The organism is Nonomuraea sp. NPDC003707 (assembly GCF_053587055.1).
On sequence record NZ_JBSFNK010000072.1, the window covers coordinates 19,636 to 31,963 of the forward strand.

Annotated in this window: 14 protein-coding genes; 5 read left to right on the forward strand and 9 right to left on the reverse strand. The window is 70.6% G+C overall.

The window, feature by feature from the left end; all coding sequences use genetic code 11:
• Positions 1 to 31: 31 nt before the first annotated feature.
• From ACWDRB_RS64790 to ACWDRB_RS64800, 3 genes are read right to left on the reverse strand one after another with little or no spacing between them, the layout of a single operon-like run.
• Complete coding sequence (locus ACWDRB_RS64790; RefSeq protein WP_449912055.1) at positions 32 to 397, reverse strand: transcriptional regulator; 366 nt, start codon at positions 395 to 397, stop codon at positions 32 to 34.
• Positions 394 to 741, reverse strand: a complete 348-nt coding sequence (locus tag ACWDRB_RS64795; protein WP_449912056.1) for an ArsR/SmtB family transcription factor — start codon at positions 739 to 741, stop codon at positions 394 to 396. Before ACWDRB_RS64795 ends, ACWDRB_RS64790 begins: the two co-directional genes overlap by 4 nt.
• Positions 741 to 938: a hypothetical protein gene (locus tag ACWDRB_RS64800; RefSeq protein ID WP_449912057.1), complete on the reverse strand. Its 198-nt coding sequence runs from the start codon at positions 936 to 938 to the stop codon at positions 741 to 743. The genes ACWDRB_RS64795 and ACWDRB_RS64800 overlap by 1 nt, the downstream gene beginning before the upstream one ends.
• Before the next feature lie 202 nt (positions 939 to 1,140).
• Between ACWDRB_RS64800 and ACWDRB_RS64805 the strand changes: the two genes are divergently transcribed.
• Positions 1,141 to 1,509, forward strand: coding sequence for an STAS domain-containing protein (locus ACWDRB_RS64805; protein ID WP_449912069.1), 369 nt, complete (start codon positions 1,141 to 1,143; stop codon positions 1,507 to 1,509).
• Positions 1,510 to 1,618: 109 nt separating this feature from the next.
• Positions 1,619 to 1,990, forward strand: a complete 372-nt coding sequence (locus tag ACWDRB_RS64810) for an STAS domain-containing protein (RefSeq protein WP_449912058.1) — start codon at positions 1,619 to 1,621, stop codon at positions 1,988 to 1,990.
• A 649-nt stretch (positions 1,991 to 2,639) separates the two neighbouring features.
• Here the strand turns inward: ACWDRB_RS64810 and ACWDRB_RS64815 are convergent.
• The 6 genes from ACWDRB_RS64815 to ACWDRB_RS64840 all read right to left on the reverse strand — a co-directional run bounded on the left by ACWDRB_RS64815 (position 2,640) and on the right by ACWDRB_RS64840 (position 6,699).
• On the reverse strand, positions 2,640 to 3,002 hold the full coding sequence (locus tag ACWDRB_RS64815) for a transposase (protein WP_449912059.1): 363 nt from the start codon (positions 3,000 to 3,002) through the stop codon (positions 2,640 to 2,642).
• Positions 3,003 to 3,085: 83 nt separating this feature from the next.
• Positions 3,086 to 3,271, reverse strand: a complete 186-nt coding sequence (locus ACWDRB_RS64820; protein ID WP_449912060.1) for a hypothetical protein — start codon at positions 3,269 to 3,271, stop codon at positions 3,086 to 3,088.
• Positions 3,272 to 3,438: 167 nt separating this feature from the next.
• Positions 3,439 to 4,596, reverse strand: coding sequence for a tyrosine-type recombinase/integrase (locus ACWDRB_RS64825; protein ID WP_449912061.1), 1,158 nt, complete (start codon positions 4,594 to 4,596; stop codon positions 3,439 to 3,441).
• Positions 4,593 to 4,931, reverse strand: a complete 339-nt coding sequence (locus ACWDRB_RS64830; RefSeq protein ID WP_449912062.1) for a hypothetical protein — start codon at positions 4,929 to 4,931, stop codon at positions 4,593 to 4,595. Before ACWDRB_RS64830 ends, ACWDRB_RS64825 begins: the two co-directional genes overlap by 4 nt.
• A complete protein-coding gene (locus ACWDRB_RS64835) occupies positions 4,928 to 5,635 on the reverse strand; it encodes a DUF6283 family protein (protein ID WP_449912063.1) in 708 nt (235 codons plus the stop codon). The genes ACWDRB_RS64830 and ACWDRB_RS64835 overlap by 4 nt, the downstream gene beginning before the upstream one ends.
• Positions 5,632 to 6,699, reverse strand: a complete 1,068-nt coding sequence (locus tag ACWDRB_RS64840; protein WP_449912064.1) for a hypothetical protein — start codon at positions 6,697 to 6,699, stop codon at positions 5,632 to 5,634. Before ACWDRB_RS64840 ends, ACWDRB_RS64835 begins: the two co-directional genes overlap by 4 nt.
• Before the next feature lie 167 nt (positions 6,700 to 6,866).
• Between ACWDRB_RS64840 and ACWDRB_RS64845 the strand changes: the two genes are divergently transcribed.
• From ACWDRB_RS64845 to ACWDRB_RS64855, 3 genes are all read left to right on the forward strand, one after another.
• Entirely contained in the window at positions 6,867 to 8,231 is a 1,365-nt protein-coding gene (locus ACWDRB_RS64845) for a hypothetical protein (protein WP_449912065.1), read from the forward strand.
• Positions 8,232 to 8,989: 758 nt separating this feature from the next.
• Positions 8,990 to 9,871, forward strand: a complete 882-nt coding sequence (locus ACWDRB_RS64850) for a hypothetical protein (RefSeq protein ID WP_449912066.1) — start codon at positions 8,990 to 8,992, stop codon at positions 9,869 to 9,871.
• 453 nt (positions 9,872 to 10,324) lie between these two features.
• Positions 10,325 to 12,268, forward strand: coding sequence for an AAA family ATPase (locus tag ACWDRB_RS64855; RefSeq protein WP_449912067.1), 1,944 nt, complete (start codon positions 10,325 to 10,327; stop codon positions 12,266 to 12,268).
• Positions 12,269 to 12,328: the final 60 nt, after the last annotated feature.

A 12,328-nucleotide genomic window follows, 5' to 3' on the forward strand; every position in this document is an offset into this window, starting at 1 on the left:
ACCAGCCAAGACCCAGACGATCAGCAGAAGATCACCCGGGTCGGGGCTGATGCGGTGGCCGCCGCAACCCGGCCAGCAGCCCGCTCCGATCGGAGAACACCTCGCTCAGCAGCCGCCGGGCCGCGCCCAAGAGCTTGACCATCTCACCGCTGCTGAGCGGGCACAACACGACCCCATCCGCCCGGGTCGCTGTTACCGCCCCCGTCCCGCGCAACACGCTCAAGTACCGCGGCATGGTGGACGCCTCGGCGGAGGCCAGATCACCCACCGCCACGACCGTCACCGTCAGCCCGGCCAGCAGATCCCGGCGCGGGCGGTGGCCGACGGCAGCCAGGCCGGCGCGACCGGGCAGCAGCGCGCGCAGGCGGGCCCAGCCCGCCGAGGTCAACAGGCTCACAAGGCGCCGCTTCCGGCTTTGTCCTCCAACAGCTCGCTGAGCAGCTCGTGCTGCCCAGACAGCTTCTCGGCCAGCAGTTCGCGAGCCGCGCGCAGCAGCCCGGCCACCCGGCCACCGGCCAGCGCGTAGACCACGGTGGCCCCCTCGCGCTGCGCGTTCACCATGCCCGAACGGCGCAACACCGCCAGATGCTGCGACAGCCCGGTCGCCTCCACCTCGATCTCGGCCAGCAGCTCCCGCACCGGCATCGGCCCGTCCTGCAGCAGCTCCAGCACCCGGATCCGCACCGGATGGCCCAGCAACCGAAACAGCTCGGCCTTGGCCTCATACAGCGGTACCGACATCACGCCCCCGCCCCCTGCGGGCCAGGCTGGGCCTGCTCGATCGCGATCCCGTGCGCCTGGGCCAGCCGCCAAGCATCCTCCCACTCGGCCTCGGCCACCAGCACCGCATGCGCGTCATCCTCGTCGCGAGCGGCCTGCAGCGCCTGCCAGGCCAGGCCTGCCCGTTCCCGCACCGCAGCAGCAAACACCGTGCTCACCCGCACCTCTCATCCGCCCGCGCGACACAGCCCGCGAACACCACACTCCGAAGCAATTACGCATCTTCGCAATTACGATAGCGTGAGAGGACAGGTGGCCAGTGACCCGCATCGCGTCCTGACCGCACCGCCGCAGTGGGCACCGGCCACCATGGCCAACGGTCCAGGGCCGAACGCGATGAGGAAGAGAGCTCAGGTGAGCATGCCGCTGCTGCTCTCGCACCAGCACCTGCCCGGCGTGACCGTGATCGCCATCGACGGAGAGCTGGACGCCCACAACCACCGCCAACTGGAGAACTACCTCCAGCAGCACCGGCAACACCTGCCCGACCAGCTCGTCTTTGACCTGTCCCAGGCACGCTTCGTCGAAAGCTGCGGACTTCGTGTCCTGGTCCAGGCCCATACCCTCAGCGTGCGCAAGCGCGGTGTGGTCCACTTAGCCGCACCCGCGGCCATGCCCGCCTGGCTGTTGCAGATCACCGGGCTGGCCGGCCACCTGCCCGTGTACGCCACCCTTGCTGAGGTGCTTCGCGCCGCGCTGTCGGCCGCCGCCGAACGGCCAACCCACTGAACCAGAAACCCTCCGCCCAACCCACCACCGGCCAGAGCCCTGGCCAGCCGGGATGCCGGAGAACCGCCAACGGCGCCAGGCTGGCACCACGCCACGAAAGACACCTGACATGCAGATGACCATCGACGTCGGACCCGGCTACACGGTCATGACGATCGCCGGGCACATCACCTGGGACGACGCCGAGGAACTGAGTCAGCGCATCAACCAGATGGCCGACAGCCCGGCCGGCTTCCCCTCCCTGATCGTCAACGTGAGCGACCTCCTGCGGCCCGGCCCGGCAGCCGTCCACAGCTTCGCCCACCTGATACGCCGGCAACGCCACCGCGCGCAAGGACGCATCGTCGTGGCCGGCGCCCCCGACAACCTGCGCAGGCTCCTCCACCGCGCGGGCCTGCTCGACTACCTCGATCAACGCCCCACCCGGCAGCAGGCCATCACCGCCCTGCAGGCCAACGCCCTGGGCGACGGCCGCGCCTAGCAGAGCGCGCGTCCGCCGCGGCGCTCGCCCATCTGGCCGACCAGGGGCGGAGTCGAGTTCCAGGTGGCCGTTGCCGTCGAGTCCGAGCCTCGGTGCAGCAATGTAGCCGGGCCACTCTGCGGGCGGAGGGCCTGATCAGCAGGGAGAATTCGAGCCGGATGGTTTTCGGTGGGCGGTTCCGTGGTGAAGTGTCAAGGCCGAGGCTGCGCGTGATGACACAATCGCAGGTGAGGACATCTGCGTCATTGAACAGGAAGCCGCCGCCCACAGGGCTGCCAACGGGCGCGAGGACCGCGAGTTGAGCGGCGGACCAGAGAGCTGCCTGCGTGACCAGGCACGTCACCATCGTGGTGGATTCGGGCCCGGGGTGTTCTCGGGAAGCGCCCGATAGCGGCGGTGCCGGTGATCCGAACATCGGAACGCGTGGGTGTGTCCCGGCGCACGCTGGGGCCAGTCCATCAACCAGCTGCCGAACCACCACGACAAGAGCGTGGCAGAAACAGCGACATTAACCATGGCACGTCACAGGTCCGCGTCTGGCGGACGCCGTAGCGTTTACCGCCGACCTCGACCTCATCCGCTCCTGCCGCGATCTGGGCGGCGCAGGCGGCGAGCTGCTCGTGTCGGTCGCGCAGGTTCCGGTCGCGGGTCAGGCGCCGCAGGTGGCCAGCCAGCCAGGCGCTGGCTTCCTCCCGCTTGCTCCAGCGGCCCGTAGGTGTGCGGCGGGCCATAGGCGGCCCAGCTGCGCGTGGAGGGCGGTAGGGCCCGAAGGGCGGTGTTGGCGGCATCGATGGCGGCCGCGTCGGGTGGTGGCGCAGCGGGTGCGTAAACGCTGGTTTTCGGGGTTGTGGAAACCGTAGGCGTCGCGGGCCGTGGTCTTGATGAGGCGGTTGGTGCCTTCAGAGCTGGCGGTTCGGAGTGCGTTTTCGCACTCGATCGCGGTGGCGCCCAAGTCGGCGTGCCGGAGGAGAGCCCTCGTGGTGGTGGCGGCCCGGTCCCATGAGACGATCATCTACGAAGCACGGTTGAGCCGTTCGGTGATAGCCCGTTCGGCGGTGTGCCGGACGTGGTGCGCGTGCACCTGTCGGCGGTGGCTCATTGAGCCTCACCGGCCGCGGCTCGGCCTGCCTCGTACGCCTTCCACATCGGATCGAGCACCAGGCGGACGCTCTGCGGATCCATGTCGGCCAGCGCGTTGATCCGTCGCCGGTCCTGCGGATCGGGACGCACACCCAGCTGGTCGAACGTCGCGACGATGAATTGGAGGTTCCGGTCACGCATCAGACGTCAGCCTTTCGCGCACGTCCGTCATGCGTGCAAGGGCGGCGGGGACGCGCGGGATGGCAGGTGCTCGGCGAAGTGCTGCACGCTGGCGGGTGGGTGGTCATCGGTTGGGTGGCGGGCATGGTCAGGCGTATTCCTCTGCGGTGGGTGGTCCAGGGTTTGTCTCAGCGAGGCGCGCGGCCCAGGGCGATCGCCAGGCGATGGTCGGCGCGGTGGGCGGGGCTGCGGGCGAGATGGTCGGGGTGGGCATAGGTCTGGGTGGTGCGCGGGTCGGCGTGGCCGAGCAGCGCCTGGACGACGTCGATGGGCTCGCCGGCCTCGAGCAGGGCGGTGGCGACGCTGTGCCGGATGCCGTGCACGGTGACTTCTTCGGGCTTGTCGACGCCGACGGCCTTGGCGATGCGCTGGACGAGTTGTGTTACGTAGGTGCGCTGCAGCGGCGCGCCGGTGCTGGTGACGAACAGCGGGGCAGATAGGTCGTCGTGCGTGGCGAGGTAGCGGTCGAGCAGGTCGCCGGTGAGGTCGGCGATGACGACCTCGTGGCGGCGGCCGCCCTTGGCGGGCAGGGTGAGGATGCGGTGCTCGCCGCGGTGGCCGAGATCAGCGCGTTGGGCGCCGGTGAGTTCACTGACACGGCAGGCGGTGCCCTTGAGTATGGCGAGGATGGCCTGTACCCGGGGGCTCTCCACTGCGACGGCGTGGGTGAGCATCTGGTTCAGCTCGGCCTCGGTGACGAACCGGGTGCTCTTGTCCCGCTGCCGTTTGGGCAGGTCCATGCCGTCGAACGGGTCGTTGCGTACGAGGCGGGCGCGCCGCAGGTAGCGGTACCAGCTTTTGAGCGCCGACAGGCGGCGGCGCCGGGTCTCGGCGGCGTAGCCGGCGTGCCGCATGGCTGCGGCGAAGGTGTCGGCCTCGATGAAGTCGACGTCGGTCAGCTCCAGGCCGCGGGCCTGGACCCACCACAGCCACCAGGAGGCGTCCTTGATGTAGGCCTCCTGGGTGTTGGTGGCAGAGCGGCGGTCGGCCAGCAGCCAGGCACCGGTGGCGCGCAGCACGTCTTTGTCGGCGCCGGCCGTGCGCAGCAGCGCGGCGAGGCTTTGCGGATCGCGGGCCGGCGGCGGGCATCCCCAGGAGGGTAGCCGGATCGGCAGCGCGTCCGGGGGGATCAGCTCGGCGAACGGCAGGTCCGGCTCCGGGTCGTCGTCCCCTTCGGCGGGTTGGCCGACCGCGGCGGGGACGGGAACGCCGAAGCTGTGCATGGTGGCCAGCCGGTCCCCGCCCGTCGTGGACAGGGCCAGGTCAGCCCCGGATGTCGGGCTCATCGCGGAGTCCCAGATCGCGGCGTCCCGGCGGTCGGATGCTCGCCTGCGAGCCACTCGTTGAGATAGGCGAGCACGTGGTCCAGCCGCGCGGCGCAGCCGGGGGCGAGGCGCCCGCCGGTGCCGGGCACCACCCGGATCTCCGCATCGCTGAGTTCGGCCGAGGTGAGCACGATGCGTCCGGCTTGGCCCATCCAAACGGCCTCGGGGGTGGCGTAGCTGAAGGTTGCATCGTCGGTGAGCGTGAGCACCGTGTGCGCGGGCTGACCGGTCGGCACGGGCAGCAGAAGCGCCACGGCGTGTGCGCGGGTGAGCCGGGGCGGGCGTCGTCGGGTCAACGGGGTTCTCCCTCCTCGCCGGTGGAGGAGGGGAGCGCGTCCCGCGAACCGGCCGGGGGTGTGTCAGCGCCGCCCGGGGTGACACGCTGACCGGCTGTGCGGTTGGCCTCGACCATCTCCTCGAAGGAGCCATACAGCTCCGGCCAGCCAGAGCTGGGATCCAGCACGGTGTCCGGCAGTCGGTCGAAGGCGATCGCCAGGCCGACGCGAAGGCTGTTGCGGCCCTCGACGGCCAGCCATCCGGCGCAGGCCAGATCGTCGTCGGTGCCCGGCTCGCCCGGATGGCAGCCGAATAGTGGGGTGTCCACCGCGGCGTGGTCATCTGCGGAGCGGCAGGTCTTGCGCATGTCCGCGAACTGCTCAGGGGTGAAGACACCCGGCGGCGCGTCACGCCGAAACGGGCATGGACCACAGGGGAAGCCACGATGCTTCAGCGCGGCCGCCGGCGTCCGGTCCGGATCGGACATCTCGGCCTGCGGCACGGCGGTCCCGGCGGGGTCGGCTCGATCGGTCGCCTCGCCGGATGTCCGTCCGCTGCCCGCCTGGAATAGCTCCGTTAGCGGTACCAGCGACCCAGCATTGGACCGGTGGAGGTTCCGGGGCGGTGCGGTGGCTCGCTCCTCGCCTGGCGGTGTCCGGGTCGCCTCGGCCGCGCTGTGGCCGGCGCAGCGCCGCTCAGCCGTCTGGTCCTGCTCCATCGTCATCGTCCCTGCCTGTCAAGGTGGTGGTGGCGGCCAAGACGCTCGCCGGCATCCCCGTAGGTGACATTCACGGTCGGGTGGCACAGGAGGCGGCTGTCCGGGGCGTCATCGAAACGGACCAGCAGGTAGCCGCCCCGACACCCGATGATGGCGCCGGGCCGACCGGCGAACGTGATCCGGCCGGACCGTTTGGCCCCGGACACCTGATACCGGCGGCGCACGTAGATGGCGCTGGTGAGGCTTACGTCCCGCCATTGTCCCGTCACGCCCTCCACCGAGCCGTTGAACTGGGCCAGCTTGACCGTGTCGTCGATCTCGGAGACGGCGATCGCATGCCCGTCGCACAGGCCGAAGATCGGCCTTTCCGGATCGTTGAAACTGTGCTGCGTCCCCTTCCAGGTGATCGGTTCCCGGCATCTCTGGTTCAGCCGGTCGCCGGGCCAGCTGCGGTCGCCCTGCTGGCAGCGGGTCAGGTCGCCGCTGACCGCGAGCGTCGACCCGTGCTGCGGGCACACGCCCCAGGCGATGCCGCACGCGTGGGCGGGCAGCGGCAGTGCCCGGGCCAGGACGTCGCCGTGGCCTGCGGTGGAGGAGACCAGGGACTGAGGACCGTTATCCGATGCGGCGGCGCTGGCTGGACCGGACCGGGAGCCGGGGAGGGCACGCAGCAGTTCCGCATGCCGGGCCCTGACCTGGTCGCCGCCGAGTGCGCCGCCCGGACCGCCGAGCAGGGCGGCAATCGTGGCCCAGTCCCGGTCGGCAGCGCGGGCGGCGTCCAGGAGGTGCAGCTCGTAGCGGTCGAGGGCGGCCCGGGCGTGGCCGAGCAGGGTGAGCGCGTCGTCGATGTCGCCGGGTGCGGCCGCCGGGCCGTGCGGATCGGGGCGCGGATCCTGCAGGGCGAGCGCGACGCGCTGCACGGCCTGCAGGACGGGGAGGGCATAGCCCTCATCGCGCGCGGCTGCCCAGCGGTCGGCCGCCTCCCCGTGCCGCGCGGCGAGCCGGTGCCCCGCGGCGCGCTCGCGTCGGCGGCCCTCGTCGTCGCGGTCGTTCGCGCGCGGATCGTCCATCGAGGCTCCCTCCTCCGGCCGGGGCACCCGGCGATCATACTCCATAGCTAGATCGCCTACATGTCGATAACGGGGATTATCGACGTGTCGAGATCGAGCAATCAGAACGCATCGCATCGACGCTTTATAAGAAAGCACTGCTGAGAACTTTTTGGTATCGTGCTTCTGTGAGCGATCAAGACTTCGAGCCGACCGAAAGCGCCCCTGAATCGCCGGAACCCGGGTCCCGGACCGCCGCCCCAGAGGGAGCGCACCCGTCCGCCGAAGGGGACATACCGGGCACACCGGGCGGGGCCGGGCCGCACGCCCTGCCCCGGCCAGCCACCGACCCCGCGCCGCACGGCCGCTGCCTGCATGACGGCAAGCCGCTGCCGCTGTCGAGGGGCAGGAAGCCGCGCAAGTTCTGCGACGACCGGTGCAAGAACGCCTACTACCGGCACAAGGAGCGCACCGAGCGGGAGACGCTGACCGCCGCGGTGGCCACCACCGAGGCGGTGCTCACCGAGGCCCGGCCGCTCGCCGACCTCATGCTGGAGCTCGCCGAGCGATACGAGGCGGGCACCGAGCAGATCGAGCAGGGCGCGCTGCAGCGCATCGCCACCGCGGAGATCAAGGCCGCCGAGGCCGAGGCCGACGCGCTGGCCGCCCGCGACAAGGCCGAGGCGGCCGAACAGGCCCGGCGCTCCGCCGAGCGCTCCGAACGCGAGGCCCGCGCGGCGCAGCGCCAGGCCGAGGAACGCGAGGACCGGGCCCGCGCCGACCTGGAACGCGTGCAGCGTGAGACCGGCGAGCGGGTGGCGGCCGCCGAGCGACGCGCCGCCGCCGCCGAGGCCAAGCTCGAGCACTCCGAGGAGGTCCGCACCAGCCAGGCGGGCGAGCTGCGCCGGCTGCGCGCCGACCTCGCCCAGGCCGCGGCCCGCATCGACGAGCTCACCGTCGCCCTGGAGGCCCGCAAAGAAGAGCTGGCTCACGCCCACGGCGAGAACCGCCGCCTGACCGACCGGGCCGACCAAGCCGACCAGCGCCTGGCCGTGGCCACCGAGCGGCTGCAGGAGACCACGGCCGCCGCCACCGAGGCCCGCGCCGAGACCCGGGCGGTGCGCGGGGAACTCACCGCCGAGCGGCGCCGCTTCGACGACGAACGCGAGCGGCTCCGCGGGCAGGCCGAGCAGGCACGGCGCGCCCAGGCGGAGGCCGACACCGCGGCGGCGGCGGCCGTGGCGGCCCTCCAGACCCGGCTCCAGGTCACCACCGAGGATCTACAGGCGACGCGCGGGCAGCTGGCCACCGCCCAGACCGCGAGCGGCCTGGTGCTACCGGAGCCGATCGACCTGAGCCGCGATCTGGGGGACGGGGTCTGGGGCGTGGTGCTGCCCGAGTCCGGCATCGAGTCGGTCACCCGGCACCCGGACGGCGCCGTGGTGCTGTATCACCAGAACACCCAGATCCGACTCGGCGAGCCGGCGCACGCGCCGGCCCAGGCCCGGGCGCTGGCCGCCGCGCTGCTCGCCCTGCGCGCCGGCACCACGTGAGCATGCTGCCCGAGCCCTTCGCTGGCATCCCCTCGGACGGAAGGACACGCATCGTGACCACCGCCGACGACCTCGCCCGGCTGCGCGAGCGCGCCCGGGCCTGGGAGCAGCGACGGGCCGAAAGGCGCCGTACCGGGATGCCACGCTCGCCACGCAGGGCCTGGTCCCGGTCACAATTGTCCACGGCCACCCCAACGACGACGAGGACCTGCACCCGATCAGCGAGGTGCTGCCCGCACTGGCCGAGCAAGCGGGACCGCTTATCTCCGGCAGGGCGGCGACTCCACCACCTACGTCTTCGCCCCGCCCGGCGCCGCGCGGCGGCGGCCGCGTTCGAGACCGCAGTCCGGGCCGTCGCCCGCCCCGTGGTGGCGCATCACTCCCTCGCTGTACGGGCGCTGCGGAACGGCACAGTCCTGGTGCTGTAGTGAACACGTGGTCGATGTGCGGGTGCCACCGGCCAGGCCGCCCCCGGGTCAACATGATCGTAATCTTGGAAGTGCACCGACCGCGGAATGTGGGTCAGACCCACACGCACTCGGCCATTGACAAGGCTCTACCCGCGGCCTTCCCGGTGCCTTAAAGCAACTGGTCCCAGTCGACCTCGGCAATATCCTGCAGGGCTGCCGGTGTGGATTCCTGCATCCCGCCCAGCGAAGGGCCAGCGTCTATTGCCAGCCCCGGCTCGCCTACCCTCGGGAAGGGGGAGCGGAGTCCTGGTCGGCACCCGGCCGGGAGTCCGCGGGAAGGGATACAAGATGGCGCCGGTGGTCTTGGTACACGGAATCTTCAATTACGTCCAGGGGGCGACGCCTGAGGAGGCGGCCGTGCGCAAGGCCGGGGAATGCCGTCCTAAGCTGGCGGAGGGACTGGTTAGGGCGGGCCTGGCCCCGGCGGCTCCCGAGGTGGTGATGGCTTACTACGCGGACCTGCTCCGCGTCGAGCTGCTCGCGCAGGCGCACGCCGCCGAAGACGACCCCCGCTTCGAGGATCTCACCCGCGAGCAGCAGGCTGAGGCTGCGGTATGGCTGGCGGCGGCCGGCGCCCCCCTACCCGCGGACCCTCAGAATGTCGGGTCGGCACCGTTGCGGCAGATGCTGGGATGGCTGATCAAGCAACGCAGCGGTCGGCTGGCTCAAGCGGTGCAGGAGCAGACAGTGCGGCGCCTGGAGCGCATTATAGTCGTGCTCCTGCGGGAAGTGGAGGCCTACACCGCCTGGCCTGAGCGGCGCAGGCTGACGCGCGAGCGTGTGGCCAAGACGATTCGCGCCCAGCAGTCGACCGTGGTGGTGGCGCACTCGCTCGGCTGCCTCGTCGTCTACGAGATGTTGCACGACGCAGCCTTCTCGGATCTGGAGGTTGAGTTGCTGCTGACGGTGGGCTCGCCCTTGGGGCTGCCAGGGCTGGCACGGCGTTTGGATCCCGCTCTGCGGGACGGACGGGGGGCGCGGCCCGCGGGCGTGCGGCGGTGGGTGAACATCGCCGATGTCGGCGATATTGTTGCGATCCCGCCTCGGCTCTCGGAGGTGTTTCCCATCGATCAGGAGGAGACGACGGACATCGGCCTGCGATTCCATGCTTTCGGTGGGTATCTTGCCAGCGGGCGGGTGGCGGCGGCCTTGGCGCCATACCTGGACTAAGCAGAAGACGACCCCACGTATAGGCAACAAGCGGTGATCGGATGCAGGGTCGGCAGGGGAACAGTTGGCGCTCGACGCCTTTCCTTGGGGCACGTGGCGAAGCCGCCATTTGGCGGCATGCCTTGGCTGCCTGCCGGGACGCTGGGCTGGGACTGCCCCCTTGCCGGACCGATGGCCACCTTCACCGATCTCCAGCGGGTCTGGGCCCCTCTCCTGCCAGCGTCCTAGCGTGGGCCTGGGGGCGAATGCGCCACCTCACAACCTGGAGTCCTACTGTTGAACTGATAGCGGGGGACGGGGTGACCGCAGTCGCTGTGCGCGCCGAACGGCGTAAGCGCAGTTCAGCAGCCCGTTCCCGGCCGACAGCACGACCGGCCGATTCCTCAATGTGTCGTGCCAGCCAGCGGCGGCGAGTAATGCGGCAGGAGCGCCGAGGGCGAGGAGGCTAGACCCATGGTGCGGGCGCTGGTTTCAGGGGTGGGAGACTTCCCCGAGCCTACTTACATCACCGAGGAGGAACAGGCTGCTGGACGGGCCGTTTTCGGGCCCCTTCCCGCCGTTCACGAAGCGGTGGAACAGGTAGCGTACTCGTTGCAGAGGGTCGGCGTGGCCACTGGCGCGCCGCTGCAGGAGCCCGACCGTGATGCCCTATGCGAGGCTTGGGCCGATCTGCGGCGCGACGCTCCCACCGGTGAGCCGCTGATCGTGCACTTTGCTGGTCACGGCATCCAGCCGCCGACCGGAGGCTCCCTGTATCTGGTCTGTCAGGGCGGGGACCCCGCGCAGGAGTGCCTTGACGACACCTGTGTGAGCTTCTCTCAGCTCCTGGAAGCTGCCGAGAACAGCGGAAGGCCGGTGCTGTTCCTGCTGGACATGTGCGGGGCCGGCCAAGCCGTCGCCCAACAACAGCTGCAGGACCTGGTCGCCCGCCGCGCCCAGGACGCTCACCGGAACGTCTGGGTGATCGCGGCCTGCACCGCCGACCACATCACCTACGGTGCCCGCTTCACCACCGCCGCTGTCCAAACCCTCGAACGCCTTGCCGACGGAGCCCTCGACGTCGACCCCACCTGGGAGCACGTGCCCGTCGACACCCTCGCCGAGGCGATCCAGGACGAAATGGACCTGGCCGATCGCGCCGCTGGACAACCCGGTCAGCCCCTGGTCCGTACCCCACATTCGCAGGCGGTGCTGGAACCACAGCCATTCCTCCTCAATCCCGACTACAGCACGGACCCCGGGGCGAAGCTGGTGACCGACATGGCTGCTTCCGTCCGGGAATTCGCCTTCAGCTGCGACCGGCGCCTGGATCCGCTGCACTTCGCCACCCGCGCCGCAGGCAACCCCCACGCCCATGTCAGCCTTTTCTCCGGCCGCACCGCCCAGCTTGCCCGCATTGGGGCCTGGATCGACAACACCGATGGCACCCAGGATCGGCTGCTGGTCGTCACCGGGAGTCCGGGCAGCGGCAAATCCGCTCTCCTCGGCGTGACCGTCTGCCTCATCCACCCCGAGCTGGCGGCCACGCTGGGGCAGATCGTCCGCCCGGCCGTCGGTGAGTTCCACCCTCATCCGCCCGGCGCCGTCCTCGCCGTCCACGCCCGCCAGCTCACCCTTGAGGAGATCACCGACTCCCTGAGCAAGCAGCTCGACAGCCAGCTCCCATTCGCCCCTGTGGTGATATCCGACAACGGCTCCGACCACGATCGAGACACCGGCCCAGGAGCGCTGGTCGTGCCCAGCAGTACCCCAGAAGCCCTTGTGCACCGCGTGGCCAAAGCCGGCGAGGTGCTGGTGATCGTGGATGCCCTGGATGAGGCGGAAGATTCGTCCGCGGTCCTCGATCAGCTCCTGTTCCCGCTGTTGGCTGCGCCTGGCGGCGGAACGGTGTCCGGCTGTCGCATCATGATCGGCACCCGCCCGTGGTGGGACACCCTTCAGGCCCTCCGCGACCGAATCGCTGGCCACCCCGACTGCATCCTCGACCTGGACCCCGCCACCGCAGGCGATCGTGACACCCTGGCCCGCGATCTCCGTGAATACCTCAACAAGCTCCTCGGCCACCGCTACAGGTCCGAGGCAATCAAGCGCATCGCCGACCAGATCGCTCACTACAACGACAGCGGTGCCTTCCTGGTTGCTGCCCTCTACGCCAACCACCTCCTCGCCTCTGCAGAGGACACCACTGCGGACCCGCCCCGCAGCATCACCGAGGTCTTCGACCTGCACCGGCACACGCTCGCCCGGGCCGAGCCCTGGATCGAGCCCATCCTTGCCGTCCTCGGCCAGGCCCGCGGTCAGGGCATGCCCCTGGAGCTCATCCACACCGCTGCTCTCGCCCACGCACCCCAACACGCGCAGCTGAGCTTCCCCCCGCAGCACGGACACCTGAGGTGAGGTCACTCAGCGGTGCCTGACGGCCTGTAGAGGCCCTCGAACGTGACGGGGCTGTGCATT

What these genes read in the sequence shown, in the direction of transcription:
- ACWDRB_RS64795 (WP_449912056.1), bottom strand. Translation starts at nt 741, where the DNA reads ATGTCGGTACCGCTGTATGAGGCCAAGGCCGAGCTGTTTCGGTTGCTG.
- ACWDRB_RS64805 (WP_449912069.1), top strand. Translation starts at nt 1,141, where the DNA reads ATGCCGCTGCTGCTCTCGCACCAGCACCTGCCCGGCGTGACCGTGATC.
- ACWDRB_RS64810 (WP_449912058.1), top strand. Translation starts at nt 1,619, where the DNA reads ATGCAGATGACCATCGACGTCGGACCCGGCTACACGGTCATGACGATC.
- ACWDRB_RS64815 (WP_449912059.1), bottom strand. Translation starts at nt 3,002, where the DNA reads ATGATCGTCTCATGGGACCGGGCCGCCACCACCACGAGGGCTCTCCTC.
- ACWDRB_RS64820 (WP_449912060.1), bottom strand. Translation starts at nt 3,271, where the DNA reads ATGCGTGACCGGAACCTCCAATTCATCGTCGCGACGTTCGACCAGCTG.
- ACWDRB_RS64825 (WP_449912061.1), bottom strand. Translation starts at nt 4,596, where the DNA reads ATGAGCCCGACATCCGGGGCTGACCTGGCCCTGTCCACGACGGGCGGG.
- ACWDRB_RS64835 (WP_449912063.1), bottom strand. Translation starts at nt 5,635, where the DNA reads ATGACGATGGAGCAGGACCAGACGGCTGAGCGGCGCTGCGCCGGCCAC.
- ACWDRB_RS64840 (WP_449912064.1), bottom strand. Translation starts at nt 6,699, where the DNA reads ATGGACGATCCGCGCGCGAACGACCGCGACGACGAGGGCCGCCGACGC.
- ACWDRB_RS64850 (WP_449912066.1), top strand. Translation starts at nt 8,990, where the DNA reads ATGGCGCCGGTGGTCTTGGTACACGGAATCTTCAATTACGTCCAGGGG.
- ACWDRB_RS64855 (WP_449912067.1), top strand. Translation starts at nt 10,325, where the DNA reads ATGGTGCGGGCGCTGGTTTCAGGGGTGGGAGACTTCCCCGAGCCTACT.